Origin of the sequence: Arthrobacter ginsengisoli (assembly GCF_031456935.1) — a bacterium.
GTDB classification, from domain to species: Bacteria; Actinomycetota; Actinomycetes; order Actinomycetales; family Micrococcaceae; genus Arthrobacter; species Arthrobacter ginsengisoli.
The window spans coordinates 1-24,356 of record NZ_JAVDVQ010000033.1 but is presented as its reverse complement, the minus strand read 5'-3'; the positions used below and the strand labels follow the sequence as shown (position 1 = coordinate 24,356).

Here is a 24,356-nt window from a genome sequence, read left to right as displayed (position 1 = left end):
TATGACTGCAGTTCTCTCAGTCCACGGTCTCACCATCGAGGCGACGACCGGGCTAGGGCCGGTGAAGCTGGTTCACGATGTCAATCTGGACCTCCACGAGGGGGAGATCCTTGGCCTGATCGGGGAGTCGGGCAGCGGCAAGAGCACGGCGGTTCGGTCGATGATCGGACTCCTCGAACGCAATGTCCGGGTGAGCTCAGGAGAGATCGCACTGCGAGGGGAGGTGATCTCCTCCGAGTCGGTGAACCACTTCGAGGGCGTGCGCGGCAGCGAGATCGGGATGATTTTCCAAAGCGCCGCTATGTCCCTGAATCCGCTGATGAAGGTGGGCAAGCAGCTCCGGGAGGTGGTGCGACGCCACCAGAAGCACGCGTCGGCGAAGGAGATAGATCAGCGCCTCGAGCTGGTGCTGAGGAAGATGGGATTCACGGATACGGATCGTGTCTTGGGCGCCTTTCCACACCAGCTCTCGGGAGGAATGCGCCAGCGCATCGCGATTGGGCTCGCTATTGTCACGGAGCCCGCAGTTGTAATCGCGGACGAATGCACCTCAGCCCTTGACGTGACCACACAAGCTGAGGTGGTCAAGCTGCTCAGGACACTGACCAGCGAATCCAGGACAGCCATGCTGTTCGTCACACATGACTTGATGTTGGCGAAGGACATCTGTTCCCAGATAGCGGTCATGTATGCGGGAGAGATTGTCGAGACAGGCGAAGCGAACGAGCTGATTGACAATCCTCGGCATCCCTACACACGTGCACTGTTGCAGGCCATACCGACCTGGGGTACCGACGAACTGCAAGGCATTGAAGGATCTCCGCCACCGGTGGCTGCGGACTGGCAAGGATGCCGATTCGCCCCCCGGTGCCCCTTGGCACGTGACGAGTGCAGGCAACAAAACGTTGGCTGGACCCGACTTGGCGATAGGTCAGGGGCCCGCTGCGTGGTTGTCCAAGAGGAGGAAGTCAGAATTCCAGATTCAGTCCTGGGCCACGCTTGAGCGCCAGGATGTGAGGTTTGCGTACCATCCAGTTGGTATTATCTAGGAGGCTTGATATGACAATTTTCCGTCGTTCCCCTCGCAGAAATCTTGCGGCCCTGGGATCGGTGCTGATGCTGGTTCTTGTGTCCACCGCCTGCGCGTCTGGTGGATCCGGTAGCGGCAGCAGTAGCAGTACCCCTATCGTGGGCGGCACCTTGAGGGTCATCACACCGACCGAGCCGGTGACCTTGAATCCGATTCAATCCGTCATCAGCGACGCACGGGTCTGGGGATCGATTCTGGATCCGCTCATTGATGTCGATGTCGCGGGAACGCCCCAGGACAGCGGCCTGCTGACTTCGTGGAAGCAGACCTCATCCACCGAGTGGGAATTCACGGTCCGCGGTGGTGTGAAGTTCTCCAACGGCGAAGCATTTGATGCGGCAGCGGCTGCGTTCTCCATCAAGGAGAACAAGACCGATCCTAAGGCCAAACTCGCGACGTACATGAGCGTTGTCAGCGATGTGAAGGCGGGGGATGCCACCAAGCTCCACGTAACGACGACGACGCCCTATATTGCGCTTCCACAGCTACTTTCGGTTGTGTATGCACTCCCGCCGGCCAACTACACAGAGCAGGGAGCCGCAAAGTTCGCTAAGGCTCCCGTGGGAACTGGTGGCTTCACTCTTGCCTCGTACGAACCAGGACAGAAGATCACCGTCAAGAAGAATCCCGACTACTGGCGCGGGCCGGGCAAGTTGGACGGGATCGTGTTCAGCTGGGCTCCTGATGCCGCCTCGCGACTTTCGCTGCTGCAAACCGGTGCCGCAGACGTAGCGATTGATGTCCCGGTTGAGCAAAAGAGTGCCCTGGTCAATGATCCGCAGCTGACATTGTTGTCGGAACCCTCGACGTCGGAGATGGCCGTATTCTTTGAGACCGCCAAGGCGCCTTTCAACGACGAAAAGCTCCGCAAGGCCGCGTCCATGGCCATTGACCGTGATTCCATCGTCAAGTCGTTGTTCCACGGTGACGGCGCCCAGGCCCAGCCGTTTCTCATCGGACAGCTAATGTCCTCCGAGCCGAAGCACAGCAAGCCGACCAGCTACGATCCTGCGGGCGCCAAGACGCTGTTGGCGGGTTCTCGCCCGACGATCACCTTCTCCTACACGGTCGGACGGTATCCCCAGGATTCCAAGGTGGGTGAGGCAGTCTCCGGCATGCTTGAGGCCGTCGGGTTCGACGTAAAGCGCAATCCATTGGACGTGACCAAGTTCTTCGAGCTGCGTCCCAAGGGCGCCTTCGAAATGTACATGTACCAGATTTCGCCGGTTTTCCTGCAGCCCGACGTCTATGTGCACGGGTTCCTGACGAACAACAGCATTACCAAACACTGCGTGGACCCGAAGATCGACGCCTTGTCTGCCCAGGCACTTGCGGCAGAGACGGTTCAGGAAAGCGATAAGACGTACGCGGACATCGAGGACTACGTGCTGAACCAGAAGGTGTGCAACGTGCCGCTCTACGACGTGGTTGGTCTGTACGGACTGTCCAAGAAGGTCGACGGTTTCGTGGCCCCGCGAAATCTGCTGCCCAACTGGGCTGTCGTCTCACTCAAGAACTGACACCGCACGAAGTTCCTGGACAGCGCCGCTGCATCCGCTTCGGCGGCGCTGTCCAGGAACACCCAAGCCAAGCGTGAGGAGCAATCGGTGAATAATGTCCTCGATAGGACCCACCTTGAGTTGAACAGCGGAGTTGCCCGGCTCAGCTGGACATCAGCGAAAACGAAGAACGCGATCGGAAAGGCAGAAGCTGAAGACCTGGCGGAACGCCTTGACCTGCTGGCGGCCGACGACTCCACATCGGTGATCGTCCTCGGGATCGGTCAGGTTCCATTCTGCAGCGGCTGGGATATCAGGGACCTGGGCGTGCTGAAAGGCGCCACCAGCGATGAAGCCCGCCATTTCTTCACTTACGGGCGTCGGCTTCTGGAATCCATCACAGACTGCCCTCAACCAGTGATCGCGGCGGTGAGCGGCTGGGCACTCGGCTTCGGCTGCTCGATACTGTCACGTTGCGACGTCGTGCTGGCCGCCGACGATGCGAAGTTTGGTGTCCCGGAGGTCCGGAACGGATTCGCTCCGGCAACGGTCGTTCCGGAGCTTCTGAACACGATGAGCACCCGCGAGGTGAAGGCCTGGGCATTGACCGGCGAAACAGTCTCTGCTGGGAGAGCCTTGTCGGCCGGGCTGGTACACGAGATTTGGTCACCGGATAAATTGGGCACGGCTGCACTTCAACTTGCGGAGACCATGGCAGGATACGGTGCCGCGCCGCTGCGCGATACCAAGCGGCTGGTTGCTGAGGCTGCGGGTCTCCCCGAAAAGGGCAGACGAGAATTGGGCGTTGAAACGGCGATGGCGCATTTTTGTGCTGAAGAAACAACGAATAGCAACAGCGCTAGTGCGGATTAAAGGAGATTCTGTGAGCGATTCATCTGTGGCACAACGGCTCAGGGTAGGCATGTCGCTATCGGCGCACTACGAGGTGGAGGCGGACGCCCGTTCCGGGCTGCGAGACACAATGGAGCAGGTGGAACTGGCAGAACTGGCTGGTTTGGATTCGATCCTGATCGGACACCATTACCTGACGCGATCGCAGTTCCTTCAGCCGCTCTCCGTCGCCGCCTATCTGGCGGCCCGTACGGAGCGAATCAGAATCGGCTTTGGCGTTTATCTATTGCCGCTGGTCAACCCGGTCGCATTGGCAGAGGAGCTGGCGACCATCGACGTCCTCTCTGGCGGAAGACTCATCGCCGGGTTCGGTTCCGGATACAGAAGTGTGGAATATCGAGCCATGGGCGTTCCCTACGACGAGCGATTCCGGAGGTTGGAGGAGTACGTATCGGTAGTCAGGGCCCTCTGGAGCGGGGAATCGGTGACAATGTCCGGCAGCTTTGGTGAGCTCGAAGATGCCAAAATTTTCCTTCGGCCCGTGCAGCCTGGCGGACCGCCCATCTGGCTCGGCGCATTCGGCTCGGTCGGTATGCGCCGGGTGGCTCGCCTGGATGCATCGTGGGCGGTGGCTCCCAACGGGGATCTTGACGAGGTCACTAATCGCATGACGGCGTTTCGCGACACTCTGCGGGAGTACGATCGCTCCCTGGACCGGGACTACCCCTTGCTCCGGGAGGGATGCGTCGCCGGAACCACGCCACTTGCAGCCGAGGCGGCGCGTCCATTCCTGGCGGAACAATATGCCAACTATCGAGGCTGGGACCATGGCGCCTCGATCGAAGAACTGATCTCAGGGCAGGCAGTTGTCGGGGATCCCAAGGCTGTGATCGAACGCCTCAGCCGTTATGCCCGGATGGGCTATACCGATGTGATCTTGCGCCTCCAATGGACTGGCATGCCGCAGAGGGATGTACTGAGATCGATCAGACTTCTGGGTGAAGAAGTTCTGCCGGCTCTCGACAGCGTCGAGGTTGAGACGCTGGTATGAACAGGTATCTTATAAAGGGAGCAGAGTGAACAGCGCAAACATTAATCTTTCCAATCTCGTCGACGTGCACCGGAGCCGGCGCCCGGATGAGCCGGCCCTGCTGACAGACGCCCGGACGTGGACGTACGAGGACCTTGCCGCAACCGTCCATTCTTTCGCCGCGTACCTGGCCACGCGCGGCATCGGCCGGGGTGATCGAGTTTCGCTGCTGGGCCTGAATTCGGCTGAGTACGTGAATGCCCTCCTCGCAATCTTTAGGGTGGGTGCCATTGCGGTGCCCCTGAACTACCGGCTGCAGCAAGACGAGCTGGACTATCTCCTGACCAATTCGGGCAGCGTTGCCATTCTGGCCGATGAAGAATTCGTCGGCATTGTTGACGAGCTCGCTGGAGGAATGCCTTCCTTGGGCACGCGGGTTTGTCTTAACGGGTCTGGGACGGCGGAATGGCTGGCGTTTGATGATGCTGTCAGGCAACACCAAGGGGCAAAGGTGTCCTCCGCGATCGTCGGCCCGGAGGACATCCAACGAATTATGTACACGTCCGGGACGACCAGCCGTCCTAAGGGAGTCGTGATCACTCATGGCATGGTCCTGTGCAACATCTCCTCTTCAACGGTGGAACTTCAGTTGACGGCGGCTGACCGCATCCTGGTATCTTCTCCCCTCTACCACATCGCAGGGCTGGATGCGCCCGGACTTGGGATTCTCTTCTCGGGCGGGGCAATGGTGATCATGCGGAAGTTCGATGCGGCGCAGGCGTTGCGGATGATCCACGCACACCGAGTTACTGGGGGCATCTTCGTTCAGGCCGTGCTGCATGCCTTGCGGGACGCCAGTCGTGAGGATCTGGATCTGTCCTCCTTGCGGTGGATGACGTTTGGAGCCGCTTCCGGGGAGCTTTATCGGGACGTGCGGCGGCAATTCCCGACCACACGGCTTGTCCAGGCCTACGGAATCACTGAAGGGTGTAGTATGGTCAGCTGCGTTCCCGAGCGACTCGCCCTTGAAAAATACGGGACGGTTGGAACTGCCGTTTCCTTCGCAGAGTTCCGCATAGTAGACGCCAACGGAGAAGAAGCACCTGCGGGGCAGGAGGGGGAGATCGTCATCCGGGGAGCGAAGGTCACACCAGGCTACTGGGGCGATGCAGCCGGGACTGAGACCGCCTGGCGCAGCGGCTGGTTCCACACAGGTGATGTTGGCGTTCTCGATGCCGACGGATTCCTTTCGATCAGGGATCGGCTCAAGGACATGATCCGCAGCGGCGGAGAAAATGTTGCCAGTTCCGAGATTGAACGGGTGATCTACGGGCACCCCGGAGTCTACGAAGTTGCAGTCATTGGTGTTCCTGATCCGCGCTGGCAGGAGGTTCCAAAGGCGTTCATCGTGCTGAAGCCAGGTCACTCGATGGAGGCTGAAGAGCTGTTCGCCTTCTGCCGGGCGAAACTCGCCTCGTTCAAGACGCCGAAGTACGTAGAGTTCGTCGGCACGCTACCGCGCAATGCGTCGGGGAAGGTATTGAAGAGGAATCTGCGCGAATTGGCGTCTGCCCCACCCCGCTAAAACATCATTAAAAATAAGTTGAGCCAGCACAACAGGAGAGAAACGGATGACATCTTCCGGCCGCGGAAACGGATCACGGGGCGGTACCTATGCACCCGAAGAGACGCGACGGATTCTATTGGATGCCGCTCTGAAGCTGTTCGAGGAGCGGGGCTACCATCCGACATCGGTCGAGTCGATCGTTGCTGAGGCCGGAGTGACCAAGGGTGCGTTTTACCACCACTTCGTGGGCAAGGAGGATATCCTTCATCAAATTCAAGAGGATTACATTGACAACCGCTTGAGAAACTGCGAACGGATCGTCGCGGCCAGCGATGACCCGGTGGAGCAACTCCGGGAACTCATTCTTGAAGCCCTGGTCGGCATCTCCGAATATCGGCCGCAGGTAACGATCTTCTTGCAGGAGCGGCGCTTTCTCGTGGGGGAGAGGTTCGCCGCGATCAAGGAGAAACGTGACGCCGTGGACGAATACTGGGTGAAGGTGATTCGAAACGGAATGGAATCTGGGGTGTTCGCCCCGGTCGCCAGTCCGCGCATTGCCAGCTTCGCCATCCTGGGAATGTGCGGCTGGGCGGTCACTTGGTACAGAGACGATGGTGATCTCAGCCTTGGTGAGGTTGCTCAACAAATGACCGATCTGGTCATCAAGGGTGCCTTGCCGCGGTAGGTTCCGCCGGCGCCCTGAACCAGATCTGTAGCGAGGCCCGCCACCATCGTCGCGCGGGCCTCGCGCGGAGGGAAGATTGCCCCGGGGGGGCCTGTTGCCTCATGTCAATAGCTCCGCGAACACCGAGTCGTTGCCTCAAATGAATATCTCCGGTTGGCTCGGTAGTTCCACTGTTCGTTGGCGGGCGGCTTGACCGGGGCCGGTTGCTTGGCGGTGGCGAGGGTTTCGAGCCGGCCCGTCAGCTCCAGGATCCGGCGTGAGAGCGCTGCCGGCCTGATTCTCTTGTACTGGGCGTTCATCCGGATGACCGGCGTTTTCGGCATCCGGGGGTCGGCTGCGGCGCGCCGGTGCGGGGTTGCTGCCCGGTCATGGGGTTTTACTTACTTTGGCTCCGTGGCGGACCTTGGCGATGATTTTTTGCTGGGGCAGCAGGTAGTTGGTGAAGAACCGGTCCAGTTCCCAAATCTCGTTGAGCAGCTCCAGTCCCACGGCGGTGTCATAGCGCAGGTAGCCGACCAGCTCACGGACCCGGGACCAGTTCTTCTGCTCGACGTGGGCGCCGTCGTTCTTGTTGCTCGGACGGGACCGGGTGAAGGTGATGCGGTGCTGGAGGCAGAACTCGAAGAGCTCGATGTTGATGAACTCGCCCCCGTTGTCCGAATCGATGCCGATGACGGGAAACGGGAAGACCGCCAGCACGTGTTGCAGGGCCGCGAAGACGTGCTTCTGGGCCTTGTTCGGCACGGACCGGTTCACGGTCCAGCCGGTCGCGATGTCCGTGACCGTGAGTGTGAAGCAGAACTGGCCCGAACTGTTCGAGCCCTCGTGGCCAGGTCGATCTCCACAAAGCCCGGCACCGCGTCGTCCCACTGGGCCCAGGTGCGGATCGGGATCTGTGACTTCAGCAGCGATCCGGGCTTGGTGTGGGACCGGCCGCGCGGCAGGAGCTTCGCCCGCTGGCCCGCCAGCCGCCGGTCGATGGTCGCCGCGCTCATGCGGGCCAGCGGTGCTGCCTGCCCGTCGGTGATGTCCAGGGCCTTCTCGGCCCGCAGCATCCGGACGAGATCCGGCAGCATCGGTGCCAGCAGCTTGCCCGCCGGGCCCCGCAGCACCGCCCAGCACAGCACGAGCCCGTCCTGCACGTCTGCCCCGTACACCGGGGCACGTCCGGCCTGGCCGGCCGCGGCCGCGGCGGGTCGAGCGCATGCCGCAACACCGCCCGGGCATGATCCCGGCGCCAGCCCCACCGGACGGACAGGTCATAAAAAAGACACCGGGACCGGGTCAGAGTCACGTCCAGCAGGACTGGCAGCCATCCTGCCAGCCAGGCGCCAGGCCAGCCACCACCCATTAGAGAGTCAACGCGGGGGTTGTCTTTTCCTGCAAAAAAGTCTAGCGTAATCAACATACCAACCGGTTTGAAGGTGCCAGGCTGCGGGCCTTGAAGATGGACCCTTTAGCGCGATAGCATACTGACTAGTCGGAATGAAATGGAGCAGATCATGAAATTTGGAGTAATGCATCTCTTCCCGGCAGACGGGGAGGACCGCGATGTCTTGTTGGACACGGTGGATGACATAGCGCTGGCAGATGAGCTCGGATTCGACTCTGCGTGGCTTGCGGAGCACCACTTCTCCCGCTACGGCCTACTGGGCAACCCCCTGATGCTTGGCGCGATGCTTGCCGAGCGGACCAAGCGCATCACGCTGGGGACTGCCGTCCTGGTGTTGCCTTTCCACGACCCGATCCGTCTGGCGGAAGATGCGGCCCTGCTGGACAACCTTAGCGGCGGCCGGCTGCAGCTCGGCGTCGGGCGGGGGTACCAGCCCAAGGAATTCAGGGGCTTTGGCAAGAATGTTGAGGACAATAAGGAGCTGTACCAGGAAACCCTCGATATCATGCAGCTTGCCTGGAACGAGGAGAAGTGGTCCTACCACGGCAAGCACTACGACTACGACGACATGGAGATCTTCCCGAAGCCATACACGCCCGGTGGTCCTCCCGTCGTCCACGCCTGCTCGTCGCGTGAATCGTATCGTGCCCGCGGGCTCCGCGGGGATCCGATTATCTCCTCACCGCAGTTCACCCCGTTGAGTCTGATGCAGAAGAACTTCGACAGTTATAAGGCGGCGCTCGGCGAGAGTGGCCATGACATCAACGACTTCGAGCTTCCCTACATGCAGCAGGTCTGGTGCGGGGACGATCATCGTGACCTTGTGGCCGTCAGCGAGGCGGCTCTCGCTTACTACAAGCAAGTTGGCCAGGTTATTCCGGGATCGGGGGAAGCCGCCGAGAACGAACGACAGTACTACGACGCCGTGCGGCGGAATATCGATTTGTTGAACCTTGAGCGTACTCTGACCCACGGAGGCAACTTCGGATCAATCGACCAGGTCGTAGACACTCTGGGAACCCTAGAGCAGGAACTCGGGATCACCCACTACATCGGTTGGTTCCGGATCCCGGTCCTCGACCCCAAAATTGCGCGTTCATCCATGGAACGGTTTGCCTCCGAGGTCATTCCCCAACTCCGCCGCCCCGAACGAGTATCGGCAACATCATCCGTCTGAAAGGCAACGAAAATGAAGAAATCTGTAACAGAACTGCTTGAGGACGTCTGGAACGCCGAAGGGATGGAGACCGACCCCAAAGTTATAGAGAGTTTGGTCCTGTATGAGAAGGATCCCTCCATTTCAGCGGCCTTCATTACGTTCAACGCTCCCGAAAAGTTGAATGCGGTTCCAATCGCGGCGTTGGAGAGGGTAGGAGATCTCGTCCGTGAGGCTGACTACGACGACGAGGTCAAGACGATCGTGATTCGTGGAAACGGCAAGGCGTTCGGCACCGGCGCAGACGCCGCAGAGCTCGGTCACTACATTGGCTACAAGAAGAATTCCCCGGGCGAGCGGACCAAAGCACCCTCGCAGAGGCAGCGGATCCTTCCGGACAAGCAGCTGCTGTCCGGGGCTTTCGCTGAGGCGATCAGCAACTCCCTCAAGGCAACCCTCGTTGCGGTCCAGGGTTACTGCTACGGCGGCCACGTCAAGATCGCGCTTAACGCCGACATGGTCATTGCCACACCTGACGCTCAGTTCACACACCCGGCATTCCGGTACCTGGGCGCAGCGCCGCAGGACATGTACGTCTGGGTCGAGAATCTCGGCGTGAAGAAAATGAAAGAGATCATGCTTACCATGCGCCCGCTCGGTGCGGAAGAGGCAGAGCGTGCCGGTCTCGTCAACAAAGTGGTTCCCCGGGATGAGCTGGACCAGTGGGTCCGTGACTACTGCCAGGCGATCTCGTTCATGCCCCTTGATGGCCTCATGATCGGAAAGTCGATGATGCGCATGGTGCAGGAAGCCCGGGGCAAGGGCGTTGGGGAGATGACTGCTTGGGTGGGCCACGGCTGGGCTTCGAACCTTCAACTCCGGGAAGGCGAGTTCAATTTCGTGAAGGAGCGCCGTGACAAGGGCCTATCGCGAGCCCTGCGTGAGAGGGACGAAGCCGTCGCGCCGTTCTTCCGTCTTGGCGGCCGGCTCGGAGAGGAGTGACATGACTATGAAGTTCGGGATCCTCGCGTCTGCACAATACCCGTTCGAAGAGGACTTGCAGACTCGCCTGGGCGAGCTGTGGGACTTGACCGAGCATGCGGCGTCCCTTGACTATGACTCGATTTTCATGATCAACCACTTCATGGGCAATCTCCAGACACCGCAAACCATTTCGACCACCGCAAAGCTCATTCAGCACTCTGGCAATATGACTGTCGGCACTGGCATTCTTCTGCTGCCACTGTTCCATCCTGTACATATCGCCGAGGAATTCGCGACGCTCGATCATCTCGCCAAGGGACGGCTCGTACTGGGTGTCGGGGCCGGGTACCGCGACAACGAATTCCAGGCGTTCGGGCTCGATAAGACCCGACGGTTCAGCAGGATGCGCGAAAGTATCGAGTTGATCCGTGCGCTGTGGACCGGCGAGGAGGTCAACTTCCACGGTCAGCACTTTGTCCTTGAAAACGAGCACATCGGCATCCGTCCCTATCAGAAAGGGGGGCCACAGATATGGATGGGTGCTGGCGCGGAAGGCTCGGTCAAGCGCGCCGCGACCGTCGGCGACGCCTGGTTTGCTCCAGGAAACTCCCCCAAGCCGAACTGGACAGAGACCGCCATGGGGTGGCACGACGAGGCGCTGGTCGAGGCCGGCAAATCCCGGGAGGGGCGCGAGTACCCGATCATCGTGCAGCTGTTCTGCGGTGAGACCACTGAATCTGCGCAGGAGATGGCGCTGCCGTATGTCCAGGATTCGTATTTTGCCTACGCTGAGTACTCGCAGCTGTCTTGGCAGCGTACGGCCTTTGAGTACCTGAAAGACAACGTGTTCCTGATCGGGAGCCCGGACGACCTTACGCGCCAGATCAAGGAACTCGAGGCAATCGGGTTCAATCACATCGTCTTCCGGCCATTCTGGACCGGGATGCCGCCGGAGATGGCCCACCGATCGGTGTCGCTTTTCGCGGAGGAAGTCATGCCACGGTTCCGCGGGGCGGAGGAGGCGGGGAAATGACGACTACTTCTTCGGTCGGGTCGTTGATCGCGGCCGGGACCGACCTGACCGCTGAGTGGTTCCGGACTGTCATGGGAACAGTGCCGACCAGCGTTGCGGTCGTTTCGGGTCTCGACTCAAGCGGGCGACCTGTGGGTCTGGCTGTGGGCACATTGACCTCGGTGTCGCTGGATCCTCCGCTCGTAGCGTTCTGTCCCGGCCTGGATTCGAGCAGCTGGCCAAAGATCCGACCCAGCGGTCGTTTCTGCGTCAACGTGCTGGCCCGAAGCCAGGAACACGTTAGCCGCCTATTTGCGTCCAAGCGGGAGAACAAGTTTACGGACGTGGACTGGACGCCGTCCCAGGACGGACTGCCGATGATCGAGGGAACCGTGGCAAGGATCGAATGCGTCCTGCAGGACGAACACGATGGCGGGGACCACACGATAGTGGTGGGACGTGTCGTGCGGATGACCGGCGAACCGGCGGCGCGGCCTCTTGTCTTTCTTGGCGGCAAGTATGGGGAGGTCGGGTGACCCTCGAGCTGGCGCCGGGTTTATGGTCTATCCCAGTGCGCATCCCGATTCCCTCGCTGAAGACCGTCAATGTCTATCTGCTTGAGCTCGAAGGCGGCGGTGCGGCCCTAATCGACACAGGGTGGGACGACGAGGCCTCGTACGAAACCCTTCTCAAAGGAGTGCGGACGACCGGTCACGAACTCGAAGACATCGCGACGGTCGTCATCACCCATGCACATCCGGACCACCTTGGGCTGGCGCACCGAATCCGCGAACTTTCGGGTGCGACCGTCTTGATGCACGAAGCAGAAGCCGCCAGGCTGCGACACGGGCCGAACGGTCCCCAGAGGTACGCCGATGCGATGCTGGAGGCGTTGCCGCGGTGGGGCGTCGATGCCTCTGAACTGGACAACTGGCTCGGAAGCAGCGCAGCGAGCAGCTCCCGCTCCTGGGAGGTGCCTGTTTCTCCCGTCAGGCACGGGCAGGTGCTGGACCTCCCTGGTTGGAACGTGGAAGCTGTGTGGACCCCCGGGCACACGCACGGCCACTTGTGCTTATTTGAGCGCACGACTCGGTCATTCTTCTCGGGAGATCACGTGCTGCCCCGAATAACGCCGGTCATCGGAATGCACCCGGGCGAAGAGACAGACCCACTCGCGGACTTCCTGGCATCCCTGCACCTGGTGGCAACGCTGGACGTGTCCACGGTGATGCCGGCGCATGAACGCCCTTTCGTCGGGCTTGCCGAACGAGTGGCGGAGCTCAAGGATCATCACGCACAACGACTTGGCGAGGTCCACGCGCTGGTGGAGAAACAACCGGGAATAACTGCGTGGAAGTTGGCAAATCTGCTCACCTGGTCGCGGCCCTTGAATGACGCGTCTCCGCCCACCCGCCGTCTTGCGCTGGCCGAAACCCAGGCGCACCTAGTGCATCTGCAGCGCAGGGGTGAGCTGGTCCGGTCAGGTAGCAGCGCCGAGCGCTGGAGAACATCGTGACGTGGGAGCAACCTGCTGCATCTGCCCCCTTTAAGGAGTAAACGCATGAATCGCAATCTTGCATCTGACCTGGAACTACGGGCCGGCTCAGACCCGGACGCTGTTTGTCTGACTTTCGAGGACGGCCGGTCCTGGACCTATGCCGGCCTCAACTCTGCCGGATCCGAGCTCGCCGAAGTGCTCGCCAGGTTGGCGGAGCGGGGGCGCCGTGTGGCCGTCCACCTGCCGAATTCTCCCGAACTGGTGGTGACACTGCTGGCATCTTGGAAAGCCGGGCTTGTCCCGGTGGTCATGAGCGGATTGTACAATCAGGCCGAGGTGCGCAAATGCCTCGACCAGGTAAGGCCCGCCGTGGTCATTTCGACAGCGGGAATGGCCTTTGGGAGTGAAGCCAGGGAGGTGGCAACTGCCGCTGTGGCCCAGATCACCGCGGCTAATGAGGGAGCCGGGCGCAGCTACCCAGCCGCAGTCATGTCCTCTCCCGCCGTTGAAACGGAGGACGAGGGAATCGTGCTCTTCACCGGGGGGACATCGGGGGATCCGAAGGCGGTCTCCCTGACCCACGCCGGCACGTACACCTCGATGAGCAACCTCGTTCGCGCCCAGAAAGGACGCCAAGGTCCACTGCCGACGGCGGGACCTGAGATGCCGCCAAACCTACTGGCGCTGCCGCTCTTCCACGGTGGCGGCTTCCAATCGATGCTGGTGGCCTTCCACCTCGGACGGTCTGCGTTGCTCATCGAACGGTTTTCTGTCGACCGGATCGCCCGGCTGGTGCCCGAATACTCTGTTGATAACCTTTTCCTCCTTCCAACGATGATCTATGACCTTGTCCGTACCGAACCTGCACCCGACCTGAGCTCAGTCCGCCGCGTTCTCGTTGCCGGACAGCGACTGGACCCGATGCTGCAGAAGGATTTTGAGACCAAGTACCACGTCATGGTGCTCACGAACTATGGCTCGACGGAGCTCGGCCACGTTGCTGGCTGGACGGGACCAGACCTCAAGGCCGGGCTGTGGCGGCCCGGTGCCGTGGGGAGGGTCTACGACGGGGTCACCCTTGAGATTCGGGACGGGTTGGGAAATGCCTTACCCGCCGGAACTCCGGGAGAGATCTGGGTCAAATCCACGCGCGCCCTGGGCTATGTCGGTGCCGATGCGACGACCGCCGGAGATTTACTGGCCGATGGTTGGATCCGATCCGGCGACATGGGCTACCTTGACGAGAACCGGGTCCTGTTCCTGGTCGGGCGCAGCCGGGAGCTGATCAAGACCGGAGGATTCCAGGTCTGGCCGGGCGAACTTGAGCAGGTGGTACGTTCAGTTTCGGGTGTGGCCGATGTCGCCGTCGTCGGATTGCCCGATCCGCGGCTTGGAGAGATCCCGGTGGCTGTCGTTGTTCCCAAAGAGCCGTATGCCGGTCCCGAGGCGCTGGAAGCGGCGGTTATCGCCCATTGCCGGGAGAAGCTGGCGCATTTCAAATCAATCCGAAAGGTCCTCGTCGTCGATTCTCTGCCGCGCAGCGAGGTGGGAAAGATCCGCCGTGATGTGGTGGAGGCCACCGTGCGTGACAGTTTTGGCGCAGCCGTTGAAGCCTCATGACGCGCGTATGAGATTCCGGTTCGGGGCCACCGGGCCTGGTGCGCCTGATGGCCCCGGCGCCTCAGGGCCGAGGAAGGCTGCGGTATACGGAGAGCGCGATTTCCTTGGAGAGCCACACCGATGCGCGCTCCTCGTGCAGCGTGGTGGCCGGCGCCGCGGCCGACGACGCCCCGGCATTGAGCAGCTGGCGGTAGGCAGCCTTCACATCATCGACCTTAATGTTCAGGCTGGCCTTCGCGCCGGCCGGAAGATCGTCGGGCGCGGCGAAGGCCAGAGTAAGTCCACCGAGATCAAACGCTGTCCAGCGGTCTCCATCCCGCACCGTTACTGGTGGGGAGATCAGGGTGTTCAGTATGGTTTCGGCACCGTTGGTGCCTTCGGATGCCGCGAAAGCAATACTGCGAAGTACGGGATCGGTCATAGCTCCTCCTGGGTTGACTGCTCTCATGAAATCAACATACTATCCGGTCGGTATGAGGAGGATCAACGGTGTACCTGACGCCTGAACTTGACGAACTGCATGGCAGCGTCGCTACGCTGATGCGGGAGCTGGTCGCGCCGCGGGCCGCGGAGATTGATTCGACCGGTGACTACCCCACCGACCTCTACGAGAAATTCGTTGAGGCGGGGCTCCTTGCACTCTCTCTTCCAGAATCGCTGGGGGGGCCGGGACTGGGGGTCCGCGGTCTGACCATAGCGACCGAAGAGGCAGCAAAACATTCGGCTGCTGCCGGGCTCATGCTGCTGCTTTCGCGGCTGCCGGTGGCACCGATGCTGGTGGGAGGCACAGATGACCAGCTCCGACGATGGGCAGTGCCGCTCAGCCTTGGCCTGTCGCGGGGTTCATATGCAATGTCCGAGCCGCAGGCGGGAAGCGATGTGCTCGGCATCACCACGCACGCAGAATATGACGGCAGCGGATGGCGTCTGACAGGGACCAAGGCCTGGATTTCCGGGGCTGCTGAAGCGGACTGGTTCGTCGTCGTCGCCACCACCGCCCCTGGGGAGCGGCGGGCTGATGCGATCTGTGCGTTCATTGTGGACGCCGATGCAAACGGACTCACGAAGGCACGAATGCACGAGCGCCCCGGGTGCCGGGGCTTGAGCCTGGGCGACATCGTGCTCGACGGCGTGGCCGTGGGTGAGGACCGGCGCTTGCCCGGGATCACCGGCGTCGGATCGATTCTGGGCGCGCTGGCAACCATGCGGCCTGTGGTGTCCGCCCGCGGGCTTGGCCTGGCGTCCGCGGCTCTAATGCTGGCTGTGGAACGAATCGAAGGGCGCCAGGTAGGAGGCCGGCCCGTCGCCTCCCAGCAGGGCGTTCAGTGGCAGGTCGCGGAGGCCGCCATGGAGCTGGAGTCCGCCAGGCTCCTCACCTATCGTGCGGCTGAACTGATTGACTCCGGAACCGGCGGCCCCCAAGTTGCTGGTCAGCTGGCCGTAGCCAAACTCGCGTCCAGCGAGATTGCTGTCAAGGCAGCCGGCCTGGCAGCTCAGCTGCACGGTGCCGAGGGGTGCGTCGCAGGCCATCCCTCGGACCGGCTGGTCCGGGACTCCCGCCAGCTCACGATCGTCGAGGGGACCTCGGAGATCCAGCGCAACATTATTGCCCGCGCGGTCTTCGACAGATCGCTGTGGTGGCAAACATCTGAAAGTGCCAGGGAAAGTGAGCCGATATCGTGATCTGTGAGAACCGAGTAGTGATTGTCACCGGCGCCGGACGCGGACTGGGCCGGAGTCATGTGGAGGCTTTGGCGCGGAGCGGCGCCAAGCTGATCGTCAATGACCTTGGGGTGAACCGGGATGGTCAGGGCGAGGGCCTGCCCGTGGCAGAAGAGGTTGCCGCAGCCATCCGGGCCCAAGGCGGTGAAGCGATTGCGAGCCAGCACGACATCAGCGACTGGGATGCCGCCGGCGGGTTGGTCCAGCAGGCCATCGACACCTATGGACGACTGGACGCCGTCGTCAACAATGCAGGGATTCTCCGCGATCGAATGATCGTGAACACCAGCGAAGCTGAGTGGGATGACGTGATCCGGGTGCATCTTCGGGGGACCTTCGCGGTCCTGCGTGCAGCCGGGGCATACTGGCGCGAACAGGCGAAGGGTGGCAACCCTCTTCAGGGAAATGTCGTGAACACGACGTCACCTTCCGGTTTGTTCGGGAAGCCTGGCCAAGCGAACTATGGTTCCGCGAAGGCTGGGATCGCCACGCTGACAATGATTGCTGCCGAGGAACTCGGGCCTTACGGCGTCACGGTGAATGCCGTCGCTCCCGTGGCGCATACGCGGATGACGGCAGACCTTGTCAGCGACGAAGGCGCCATGCAAACACTCGCTCCGGAGCACGTCTCACCAGTCGTGGTGTGGCTCTCGAGCGTCCGGTCCCGCAGCGTCACGGGTCGAGTGTTCGAAATCTCAGGGAAGCGATTCGGGATCGCGGAGCCGTGGCGCCACGGGCCCGGGATTGCGCCGCAGGGGGTGATGACCCCAGAAGAGGTGGGGTCGATTGCCGACACGCTGCTGCAGGCCGCCCTGCCGCCGGAACGCATGGGAGGCAACCTGTGAGCTCAACCAACGTTGATGGGCGGCCCTCGTACGACAGCCTCCCGGTGGTGGAAGGAGCCCCGGAAAGTTCCAGCTGGGGGCTGTGGAGCGACCAGGCCCTTGGCGCCCTGAACAGCCTGACGCCCGCATCGGTGTTGTCCGCGATCTCTTCGGTGCGGCACGGTGATCTCTATCCCCTGGATCTTCCGCAACGCTTCATTGATCCGCCGCTGTTCGGCCGGTCGGAATCCGAGCATGTCGTTACCGGAACGGACACCGATCTTGCGCGCGACGATCTGCTGAACGGGTGGAACACGCAGGGCTCATCCCACTGGGACGGATTTCGCCATATCCGGGATCCCCGGGGATTTTTTGGGGGCATTCCAGGTTCCGAGCACGGTGTTGAGACCTGGTCCCGTCATGGAATCGTTGCACGGGGCGTGGTCGTCGATATAGCCCGGTTTTGTGCAGACACAGGCGATCCGATTAACCCGACCCAGCCGGTCTGCATTGACGTGGACCTGCTCGAACGCGCCCTGGCGGCCCAGTCGACCACATTGCGCGAGGGGGACGTGCTGATGCTTCGGACGGGCTGGCTGGACTGGTACAAGAAGGCCGACCAGAGCCTCCGCGACCGTGCCGCCAGCAGGGAATTTCTTCGCGCTCCGGGGCTGTTGGCCGACGAATCCACAGCCCGCTGGCTGTGGGATTCGGGTGTGTCTGCCGTGGTTGCGGACAACCCCTCAGTCGAGGTGTGGCCGTTACTCACGGGGGCCGCTGAAGGTCAGGGCATCCTTCACCTCCGGCTCCTCGCGCAACTTGGGATCCCGATGGGGGAGCTGTGGAACCTTGACGACCTGGCCGAGGCCTGTGCGGCCGACTCGCGCTGGGACGCGATGCTCGTCAGCTCCCCCCTTGCCCTGCCGAAGGGGTGTGCCTCGCCGGCAAATGCGATGGCGATCCGATGAGCGGGCAGCTTCCCATCACCGACTTCGAAACGGTTCTCACGACCACGCGCGCTGTCCGCCGGCGGCTGGATTTCGATCGGGCGGTCCCCGCTGCTGTGGTGCACGACAGTCTCCGGATCGCGCTCCAGGCCCCGACTGGCGGTGACGCCGAGGACTGGCGGTTCGTTCTTGTGAATGACTCGCATGTGAAAGCGGCCATCGGAGCGGAGTACCTGCGGATCTTCGATGCGAAGATCCGGCCACGCATTCCGAAGCTTCTGCAGGGCGAGACGATGCGTGACGACCGCCCCGACGTCAGTTCTGATGCCGCTCTGAAGCGCCGCGCCAAGGTGTATGAGACGGCGGCCTACCTTGCGGAGAACATCGGTCGATCACCGTGGCTCGTCCTTGCTTGCGCAACGAGGCCGGACTCCGATCCCCGTATCCGCTCAGCCGTCTATGGCTCGGTCTTCCCGGCGATCTGGTCCTTTCAGCTGGCCTTGCGCTCCAGGGGGCTGGGGTCGGTGATCACGACCTTGCATTTGCGTGAACCGGAGGGCGTCACGCAGATCCTTGGAATACCGGAAGGCGTCACGCAATGCGCCCTTCTGCCCGTCGCCTACACGATTGGAGCCGACTTCCGTGCGGCGAGCCGCAAACCCGTCGAAGACGTTAGTTTCATGAATCATTGGGGGCACCCCGTTGAAGTGCCCTCTCCGCATCTGAACATCTAGGAGTATGCCATGACTGAATCAGTAATTGCGGTTCTTGGAGGCACAGGGCCGCAGGGCAAGGGGCTGGCCTACAGATTTGCCAAGGCCGGACGTCGCGTTATTCTCGGATCGAGGGACGCCCGCCGCGCAGCGGAGGCAGCCCACGAGCTGGATGAGCGCGTCGGCGGCGGAGGACTTGTGACCGGAGCGACAAATCCTGAAGCCACCTCCCAAGCCTCCTTGGTAGTGGTCGCCGTGCCGTGGGACGGGCACGATGAACTTATCGGATCATTGCGTGCAGAACTCGTCGAAAAAATCGTGGTCAGCTGCGTCAACCCCATAGGATTCGACAAACGGGGGCCGTTCGGGCTGCCCATGGCAGACAGCAGCGCAGCCGAACACCTCCAGTCCATTGTGCCCGAGGCGCGGGTGGTCGCTGCTTTCCACCATGTCTCCGCCGGCAACCTCATCGGCCCGGCCGAAAAACTCGATCACGAGGACGTCCTGGTGGCCGGGGACGACAAGGATGCGACAGAGGCGGTCCGTGAGTTGGCGGCGACGGTGACCGGGCGTCCCGGCATCGACGCCGGAGCGCTCCGGCTCGCGCGACAGCTCGAACCGTTGACCGCGGTGCTGATCAGCATAAATAAGAAATATAAGACCCGGGCCGGGGTGACAATCAGCGGGTTGCCGGAAGCCTGAGACCGCCATGGAGACCATGGTTACTCTCGCGCCCACAGATCTGGCCGAGCTTGTGCGGCGGGCGGATGCATGCGAACGTGCCGGGATTACCGCAGTCGGAGTCGGCGACTCGCCTGGGTATCACGATACATACGTATCCTTGGCGGTTTTGGCACAGTCCACGTCCTCGATCCGGATCGGCCCTATGGTGACCAATGTCGTGACCCGTGCTCCGCAGGTCACCGCCGGCGCCATCAAATCGATTGATAACCTGGCCGGTGCGGGGCGCGCCTTCGTCGGCTTCGGCGCCGGAGACAGCGCCCTGGTCGGCGCGCAAGCTCGTCCGGCGGGAGTAGCCGGGCTTCAGCAAGGTGTCGATGTGGTCCGTCGACATTGGCAGGGCTCGGATGAAGGCCCCTGGCGCATAGTCGTTGCCGCCAACGGTCCCCGCACGCTTCGGATGGCCGCCGCCACCGCCGATGTGGTCGTTTTTGGATACGGGGTCGATGATACGAGCATCGACCGAGCAGTAGAACTGGTCGACGAGGTTCGTCGGGAACAGGGGCACGCAGCGTCGCTTTGGGTCGTCGCACGCATGAGTGTTTGTGAAGATCGAGACTCGGCGCTCACAGAGCTCAGGCCCCTGCTTGCGTCTGCTGCTAATCACGTCTTCGCGTCCGCCGCGGAATTGAGCACGCTCGACGAGCGGACAGCCGCAGCCGTCTCGTTGCTCCGGAAGAACTACGACTATTCCTCGCATGGGCGTCGCCATGAGAACCCCAACGCAAATCTTGTAGACGAACTCGGCCTGCGTGAGGAACTCGCCGCACGTTTCGCGATCGCGGGTCCTGCTGGGGAGATCGCCACGCGGCTCGCAGACCTCTCGGGTCGAGGCGTCGACGGGGTCGTAATCCCGGCTGTCGGGCTTGATGCGGATCGACTGATTGAAAATCTTGGCAGCATAACTCGTGGTTCACCAGAGACCAAGATCCATGAGAAGGACCCACAAAAGCGAAGGAGAGTTGACCGATGGCGTCAGTAGGCGAAATCCATCACGTCGCAGTGAACGTGCGGGACTTGGAGGTATCGATCCCGTTCTATCGGGACGGGCTTGGTCTGCGAAAGACCCTCGACATGCCGGTGGGTAACCCGACGACGTGGCGCACAATGGCGCTCCCGGAAGGCACGACCGGCCGGTCGGTCTTCATGCAGGGACCGACTCGGCTTGGCCAGCTGGAGCTACTTCAATGGGACCTTCCGGTCCCGGGGGACACGCGTCCCAAGCGCGCCGGCGACCCGGGCTTATGCGTCTTGTCATTCTCCGTCTCCCACGACGACATCCATGAGGTCTATGACCGGCTCCAATCCATGAACGTCCGGTGCTATACGGAACCCACCACCAATATTCTGACCAACTTTGGCGCCGTGACGCTGTTCTTCTGTGAGGACCCGGATGGCAACCAGGTGGAGGTTATTGCGTTGCCCACATACGACGAGGTCAAGGCATTTCGTGCCGCGACCATGGCGGCTGAGTCACCTGCCGCCCACTGACAGGCCGGCGAGCCGGAGTTCCCCGCTTTTGTCGTTGGGAGTTCCGGCCTACCGGCATTTCATCACGGCACAGGTCCTTAGTTGCCTGTGTCTTTGGACGCACAGGACCGCACATGTGTGGCTTGCGGTCCAGCTCACGGGGGGAGACCCGCTCAGCGTTGCGCTGGTCACCAGCCTCCAGTTCCTCCCCATGTTCCTCAGCGCCCAGGGCGGAAAGCTCGGGGACCGGTTGAACAAGCGGGGGCTCCTGATTGCCAGCCAGAGCCTTACCGCGGCCGGGACCCTTGCCCTCGGCGTTCTCACTTGGCTGGGTGCAGCGAATCTGTTCTGGGTCTGTGTGTTCGCAGCCCTGCTCGGCATTCCGGCCGCGGTCGATGCCCCGACGAGACTGGCCCTGCCTCGGGAACTGGTCGTACCCGAGCTTCTTGCCAGTGCAATCGGGATCAACGGAATCGTCTTCCAGACCTCGCGAGTCGTCGGCCCGGCCATTGCCGGTGTGCTCATAGCTTCCTGGGGTGTCAGCAGCGGATTCTTCGCAGCGGGTGTCTGCGGAGTGCTCGGGTTGCTTGCGCTGGCTTCAGTGCCGAAGGGCACCACGTCGCGGGGGACTGTCCGATCGGGCGAGAGCTGGCGGGAAGCCCTGCAGTGGATTCGAGCCGATGCCGGCTTGGTCGCGCCGATCGTGGGAGGCTTCGTCGTCGGCGTCTGCCTGGCTAACCTGCAACTTGCCTTGCCGCTGATTCTCACGGGTATTGCCGGGGCCGGGGCCGCAAGCTATGGCGCATTGGTGGCGATGACGGGTGTGGGGGGAGCGGTTGGTGCCGCTATTGGGGCCTCATTCCGCGGCGGGGCCCCGATGGGAAGGCTGCATATCCTCCTCGCCGGATTCGCGCTAGCAAGCGCCTTAGTCTCAATCCTGCCAAACGTCGTGACGTTGGCGGCGGGCGTTGTCGTCGCAGCGGTCTTCATGCAGGCCTACAACACCACTGCAATTTCCACTCTGCAAGCCTCCACGCCGGAAGGCGGGCACGGCCGGGTGATGGGGATCTATGTCCTTAGCTACTTCATTTGGTCCGGGGCCGGAACCCCGCTGTTCGGCCTTGCCGCGTCATGGATCGGCCCACGTGCCGCCCTCGGTACCTCATCGGCTCTCTGCCTCCTCGCGGTCACGGTACTCGCGCTGCGGCTACGCCGCTCCAGCTCCAAATCCCACTCTCCAGACAAAGGAGTCGCCCTCAAATGACACCCAAAAATCTCAAAGGTTTCTTCACCCCGGGGAGAGTCGCGCTCATCGGTGCCAGCGAAAGCTCAGGGTGGACGGCGATGGTCCTCGACGGTCTCGCCGCCTCAACAGCCACGGTGGATACGTATCTTGTCAACCCGCGCCGTGCGTCCGTCTATGGTAGAAGGACTTTCGCTTCCGTTTCCGAGATTCCGGGTCTCTTGGACCTGGCATTCATATTGGTCGGCCCCGAGCAGGTGCTGCGCGTGGTCCAGGAGTGCATCGACCACGGAATCCGGGATTTCGTGGTGCTCTCCTCCGGTCTTGGTGAAAGCAGCGCCTATGCCAGCGATGAGAGGAAGTTGCGGGACATCTGCTCCGCGTCAGGGGCGCGTCTCCTCGGACCCAACGTGAGCGGATTTGTCGATATGGCACATGGGGTCACTCTCTTCGGGCTGGCCCGGCCGGATCACCTCCTGCGCGGACGGGTGGGCCTTGCGATGCAGTCCGGGGGATTGGCTACCCATGCCCTGAGCTTGTGCCGTCAGTGGGGGATCGGAATCAGCCGCCTCGTCACCACTGGGAACGAACTGGGGATCACAGTGTCGGATATCCTCGGCGATTTTGTTGACGACCCCGACACGAAGGTCGTGGCGTTGTTCCTTGAGTCGGTACGCGACCCGGCGCGCTTCCGCGATGCCGCGATGAGGGCACGCGAGGCGGGCAAGGTCGTTGTGGCAATTCATGTGGGCAGTTCAGAGATCGGGAAGACCTCTGCACTGGCCCACACAGGCGCTCTGGTCGGTGATCACGCAACTGCCGTGTCCGCCTTGGAAGGAGTCGGCGTCATTTGCGTAGACTCGATAGAGGATCTAATCGCGACGGCGGGGCTCCTGGTCCGTTATCCGGCCGGGCTGCCGGGTAACCGGCTGGCCGTAGTGGCTGCCTCGGGCGGGGCATGCGAGCTCATTGCTGACTCAGCCCAGCGCCTACGGCTCGAACTGCCGCCATTCTCCGAGAACGTGCTCGTCTACCTGACAGATGTGATGCCCGGGGGAAGCACGGCAAGGAACCCGCTGGACGTCACCGGCTTCGTCGTCAAGGACCCGGAGTTGACGTTCCGTGCAGTGGAAGGAATCGCCGACTACGCCCTCGACGCGTATGACGCGTTCGTTTTCCAGTCGGTCCTGTTCCCTGCTGACGAGGCCGTCGATGACCCGGCAGTTCAAGAGCGGTTTCGACGACTAGGCGACTTTGTGCGTTCCATGCCGATACCCCTGCTGCTTCAGACCGCGGGCACGTTCTCTCTATCCCCCCGGGTAGCGGAACTTGTCACGAAAAACGGGTTGTTCGTGCTGCCGGGGATATCCACCGGCATGAGGGCGGTTGCCGCTGCGGTAAGCTCCAGAAAGCTCCCCGCCTATGACCCCCAGGCGGAGCCCGCCCAGATGCAACGCGCCGGTATTGGCCCAGATGATCTGACAGCGGCAATGCGCGAATGCGGGGTCCCGGTTCCCCCGTCCATGATCGCGACAACAGCCGAGGAAGCAGCTGCCGCCGCGTCGGAGATCGGCTTTCCGCTTGCGGTCAAGCTGGTCAGCCCTGACGTGGCACATAAGTCCGATATCGGCGGAGTCGCGCTTGATCTGGGCGATGCAGCCGCGGTCAGAGATGCCATCGTCGCCATGGAGGAAGCGGTGACCCAGGCCCGAGCCGATGCGCGCATCGTGGGCTACGAGGTCGTCGCGATGCGTCCTGCCGGCATTGAATTGATCGTCAGTGTCGTCAACGACCCCATCTGGGGCCCGATGCTCACGGTCGGTTCCGGCGGTGTGCTCACCGAGGTGCTGGACGACGTCGTCGTACGTCCCGTGTCGCTGGATCCCGTGCGGATCGCCGACATGCTGGCGCATCTTCGCGTGTCGAGGCTGTTCCCCGGATATCGAGGGGCCCCGGCCGCGGATCTAGAGGCAGTGATTGCCGCGATCCAGGGAATCGTCCGGCTCGCCACCCGCATAGGACCGGCTGCATCTGCCGTGGAAGTGAACCCGCTGTGGGTCCGCGGCAAGCAGGTTGAGGCGCTCGATCTGCTCGTGGAGTGGGTCTAGCAGGTTTCGATGATGGGGGCGAGGAGCCCCGGCACGATGGCTTTCGTCGTGCCCGTCGCCCGGCAGAAAATGTGGCCCGATGAGGCCTGTCCAGAATGAACAGTGACCCCCTGTTGCCTCATTGCAATACCTCCGGGAAGGTGATTCGTTGCCTCATCTAAAAACCTCCGGTTGACCGCTTCGTTGCCTCATTGAAAAACCT

General features: G+C 62.1%; 24 protein-coding genes. 21 read left to right on the top strand and 3 right to left on the bottom strand.

Going from position 1 to position 24,356, the window contains the following annotated elements; all coding sequences use genetic code 11:
* Nucleotide 1: 1 nt before the first annotated feature.
* The 6 genes from J2X01_RS20430 (at nt 2) to J2X01_RS20405 (ending at nt 6,723) form a co-directional block, all read left to right on the top strand.
* Entirely contained in the window at nt 2-1,003 is a 1,002-nt protein-coding gene (locus J2X01_RS20430) for an ABC transporter ATP-binding protein (protein ID WP_310061873.1), read from the top strand.
* A gap of 56 nt (nt 1,004-1,059) precedes the next feature.
* Nucleotides 1,060-2,610 (top strand): ABC transporter substrate-binding protein, encoded by a 1,551-nt coding sequence (locus J2X01_RS20425; protein ID WP_310061870.1) that lies wholly within the window; start codon nt 1,060-1,062, stop codon nt 2,608-2,610.
* A gap of 87 nt (nt 2,611-2,697) precedes the next feature.
* The gene (locus tag J2X01_RS20420; RefSeq protein WP_310061867.1) at nt 2,698-3,462 is read left to right on the top strand and encodes an enoyl-CoA hydratase/isomerase family protein; all 765 of its coding nucleotides are present in this window, start codon (nt 2,698-2,700) and stop codon (nt 3,460-3,462) included.
* Between the two features lie 10 nt (nt 3,463-3,472).
* Nucleotides 3,473-4,492: an LLM class flavin-dependent oxidoreductase gene (locus J2X01_RS20415; RefSeq protein WP_310061864.1), complete on the top strand. Its 1,020-nt coding sequence runs from the start codon at nt 3,473-3,475 to the stop codon at nt 4,490-4,492.
* A gap of 25 nt (nt 4,493-4,517) precedes the next feature.
* The gene (locus J2X01_RS20410) at nt 4,518-6,056 is read left to right on the top strand and encodes a class I adenylate-forming enzyme family protein (RefSeq protein WP_310061860.1); all 1,539 of its coding nucleotides are present in this window, start codon (nt 4,518-4,520) and stop codon (nt 6,054-6,056) included.
* A gap of 46 nt (nt 6,057-6,102) precedes the next feature.
* Nucleotides 6,103-6,723: a TetR/AcrR family transcriptional regulator gene (locus tag J2X01_RS20405; protein WP_310061856.1), complete on the top strand. Its 621-nt coding sequence runs from the start codon at nt 6,103-6,105 to the stop codon at nt 6,721-6,723.
* 366 nt (nt 6,724-7,089) lie between these two features.
* On the opposite strand, the gene J2X01_RS20400 is transcribed toward J2X01_RS20405, so the two are convergent.
* Both J2X01_RS20400 and J2X01_RS20395 read right to left on the bottom strand, forming a co-directional pair.
* The gene (locus J2X01_RS20400) at nt 7,090-7,479 is read right to left on the bottom strand and encodes an integrase catalytic domain-containing protein (protein WP_310061854.1); all 390 of its coding nucleotides are present in this window, start codon (nt 7,477-7,479) and stop codon (nt 7,090-7,092) included.
* Complete coding sequence (locus J2X01_RS20395; protein ID WP_310061851.1) at nt 7,476-7,880, bottom strand: hypothetical protein; 405 nt, start codon at nt 7,878-7,880, stop codon at nt 7,476-7,478. Before J2X01_RS20395 ends, J2X01_RS20400 begins: the two co-directional genes overlap by 4 nt.
* A 345-nt stretch (nt 7,881-8,225) precedes the next feature.
* On the opposite strand from J2X01_RS20395, the gene J2X01_RS20390 reads away from it, so the two are divergent.
* From J2X01_RS20390 to J2X01_RS20365, 6 genes are read left to right on the top strand one after another with little or no spacing between them, the layout of a single operon-like run.
* The gene (locus tag J2X01_RS20390; RefSeq protein ID WP_310061848.1) at nt 8,226-9,293 is read left to right on the top strand and encodes an LLM class flavin-dependent oxidoreductase; all 1,068 of its coding nucleotides are present in this window, start codon (nt 8,226-8,228) and stop codon (nt 9,291-9,293) included.
* 12 nt (nt 9,294-9,305) lie between these two features.
* Nucleotides 9,306-10,274, top strand: coding sequence for an enoyl-CoA hydratase/isomerase family protein (locus J2X01_RS20385; protein ID WP_310061845.1), 969 nt, complete (start codon nt 9,306-9,308; stop codon nt 10,272-10,274).
* A 1-nt stretch (nt 10,275) separates the two neighbouring features.
* Entirely contained in the window at nt 10,276-11,289 is a 1,014-nt protein-coding gene (locus J2X01_RS20380; RefSeq protein WP_310061842.1) for an LLM class flavin-dependent oxidoreductase, read from the top strand.
* Nucleotides 11,286-11,804 carry a flavin reductase family protein gene (locus tag J2X01_RS20375; protein ID WP_310061840.1) on the top strand — a complete coding sequence of 173 codons (519 nt, stop codon included), beginning with the start codon at nt 11,286-11,288 and terminating at the stop codon, nt 11,802-11,804. The genes J2X01_RS20380 and J2X01_RS20375 overlap by 4 nt, the downstream gene beginning before the upstream one ends.
* The gene (locus J2X01_RS20370) at nt 11,801-12,784 is read left to right on the top strand and encodes an MBL fold metallo-hydrolase (RefSeq protein WP_310061837.1); all 984 of its coding nucleotides are present in this window, start codon (nt 11,801-11,803) and stop codon (nt 12,782-12,784) included. Before J2X01_RS20375 ends, J2X01_RS20370 begins: the two co-directional genes overlap by 4 nt.
* A 45-nt stretch (nt 12,785-12,829) precedes the next feature.
* Nucleotides 12,830-14,386: a class I adenylate-forming enzyme family protein gene (locus J2X01_RS20365; RefSeq protein WP_310061835.1), complete on the top strand. Its 1,557-nt coding sequence runs from the start codon at nt 12,830-12,832 to the stop codon at nt 14,384-14,386.
* Nucleotides 14,387-14,447: 61 nt separating this feature from the next.
* On the opposite strand, the gene J2X01_RS20360 is transcribed toward J2X01_RS20365, so the two are convergent.
* Nucleotides 14,448-14,807 carry a VOC family protein gene (locus tag J2X01_RS20360; protein ID WP_310061833.1) on the bottom strand — a complete coding sequence of 120 codons (360 nt, stop codon included), beginning with the start codon at nt 14,805-14,807 and terminating at the stop codon, nt 14,448-14,450.
* Nucleotides 14,808-14,875: 68 nt separating this feature from the next.
* Between J2X01_RS20360 and J2X01_RS20355 the strand changes: the two genes are divergently transcribed.
* The 9 genes from J2X01_RS20355 to J2X01_RS20315 are packed head-to-tail and all read left to right on the top strand — an operon-like array spanning nt 14,876 to nt 24,154.
* Nucleotides 14,876-16,069: an acyl-CoA dehydrogenase family protein gene (locus tag J2X01_RS20355; protein ID WP_310061831.1), complete on the top strand. Its 1,194-nt coding sequence runs from the start codon at nt 14,876-14,878 to the stop codon at nt 16,067-16,069.
* 17 nt (nt 16,070-16,086) lie between these two features.
* Nucleotides 16,087-16,953, top strand: coding sequence for an SDR family NAD(P)-dependent oxidoreductase (locus tag J2X01_RS20350; protein WP_310061829.1), 867 nt, complete (start codon nt 16,087-16,089; stop codon nt 16,951-16,953).
* 44 nt (nt 16,954-16,997) lie between these two features.
* The gene (locus tag J2X01_RS20345) at nt 16,998-17,900 is read left to right on the top strand and encodes a cyclase family protein (protein WP_310061827.1); all 903 of its coding nucleotides are present in this window, start codon (nt 16,998-17,000) and stop codon (nt 17,898-17,900) included.
* Nucleotides 17,897-18,613, top strand: coding sequence for a nitroreductase family protein (locus tag J2X01_RS20340; RefSeq protein WP_310061825.1), 717 nt, complete (start codon nt 17,897-17,899; stop codon nt 18,611-18,613). Before J2X01_RS20345 ends, J2X01_RS20340 begins: the two co-directional genes overlap by 4 nt.
* 9 nt (nt 18,614-18,622) lie before the next feature.
* On the top strand, nt 18,623-19,294 hold the full coding sequence (npdG, locus tag J2X01_RS20335) for an NADPH-dependent F420 reductase (RefSeq protein WP_310061822.1): 672 nt from the start codon (nt 18,623-18,625) through the stop codon (nt 19,292-19,294).
* Between the two features lie 7 nt (nt 19,295-19,301).
* Nucleotides 19,302-20,315 (top strand): LLM class flavin-dependent oxidoreductase, encoded by a 1,014-nt coding sequence (locus J2X01_RS20330; RefSeq protein WP_310061820.1) that lies wholly within the window; start codon nt 19,302-19,304, stop codon nt 20,313-20,315.
* Nucleotides 20,303-20,824: a VOC family protein gene (locus tag J2X01_RS20325; RefSeq protein WP_310061818.1), complete on the top strand. Its 522-nt coding sequence runs from the start codon at nt 20,303-20,305 to the stop codon at nt 20,822-20,824. The genes J2X01_RS20330 and J2X01_RS20325 overlap by 13 nt, the downstream gene beginning before the upstream one ends.
* The gene (locus tag J2X01_RS20320) at nt 20,727-22,067 is read left to right on the top strand and encodes an MFS transporter (RefSeq protein WP_310061815.1); all 1,341 of its coding nucleotides are present in this window, start codon (nt 20,727-20,729) and stop codon (nt 22,065-22,067) included. Before J2X01_RS20325 ends, J2X01_RS20320 begins: the two co-directional genes overlap by 98 nt.
* Nucleotides 22,064-24,154: an acetate--CoA ligase family protein gene (locus tag J2X01_RS20315; protein WP_310061812.1), complete on the top strand. Its 2,091-nt coding sequence runs from the start codon at nt 22,064-22,066 to the stop codon at nt 24,152-24,154. The genes J2X01_RS20320 and J2X01_RS20315 overlap by 4 nt, the downstream gene beginning before the upstream one ends.
* Nucleotides 24,155-24,356: the final 202 nt, after the last annotated feature.

Coding starts and splice junctions, on each gene's coding strand:
- J2X01_RS20430 (WP_310061873.1), top strand. CDS start 2: ATGACTGCAGTTCTCTCAGTCCACGGTCTCACCATCGAGGCGACGACC.
- J2X01_RS20380 (WP_310061842.1), top strand. CDS start 10,276: ATGACTATGAAGTTCGGGATCCTCGCGTCTGCACAATACCCGTTCGAA.
- J2X01_RS20365 (WP_310061835.1), top strand. CDS start 12,830: ATGAATCGCAATCTTGCATCTGACCTGGAACTACGGGCCGGCTCAGAC.
- J2X01_RS20325 (WP_310061818.1), top strand. CDS start 20,303: ATGGCGTCAGTAGGCGAAATCCATCACGTCGCAGTGAACGTGCGGGAC.
- J2X01_RS20390 (WP_310061848.1), top strand. CDS start 8,226: ATGAAATTTGGAGTAATGCATCTCTTCCCGGCAGACGGGGAGGACCGC.
- J2X01_RS20340 (WP_310061825.1), top strand. CDS start 17,897: ATGAGCGGGCAGCTTCCCATCACCGACTTCGAAACGGTTCTCACGACC.
- J2X01_RS20405 (WP_310061856.1), top strand. CDS start 6,103: ATGACATCTTCCGGCCGCGGAAACGGATCACGGGGCGGTACCTATGCA.
- J2X01_RS20330 (WP_310061820.1), top strand. CDS start 19,302: ATGGAGACCATGGTTACTCTCGCGCCCACAGATCTGGCCGAGCTTGTG.
- npdG (WP_310061822.1), top strand. CDS start 18,623: ATGACTGAATCAGTAATTGCGGTTCTTGGAGGCACAGGGCCGCAGGGC.
- J2X01_RS20425 (WP_310061870.1), top strand. CDS start 1,060: ATGACAATTTTCCGTCGTTCCCCTCGCAGAAATCTTGCGGCCCTGGGA.
- J2X01_RS20315 (WP_310061812.1), top strand. CDS start 22,064: ATGACACCCAAAAATCTCAAAGGTTTCTTCACCCCGGGGAGAGTCGCG.
- J2X01_RS20360 (WP_310061833.1), bottom strand. CDS start 14,807: ATGACCGATCCCGTACTTCGCAGTATTGCTTTCGCGGCATCCGAAGGC.
- J2X01_RS20375 (WP_310061840.1), top strand. CDS start 11,286: ATGACGACTACTTCTTCGGTCGGGTCGTTGATCGCGGCCGGGACCGAC.
- J2X01_RS20385 (WP_310061845.1), top strand. CDS start 9,306: ATGAAGAAATCTGTAACAGAACTGCTTGAGGACGTCTGGAACGCCGAA.
- J2X01_RS20320 (WP_310061815.1), top strand. CDS start 20,727: ATGGCAACCAGGTGGAGGTTATTGCGTTGCCCACATACGACGAGGTCA.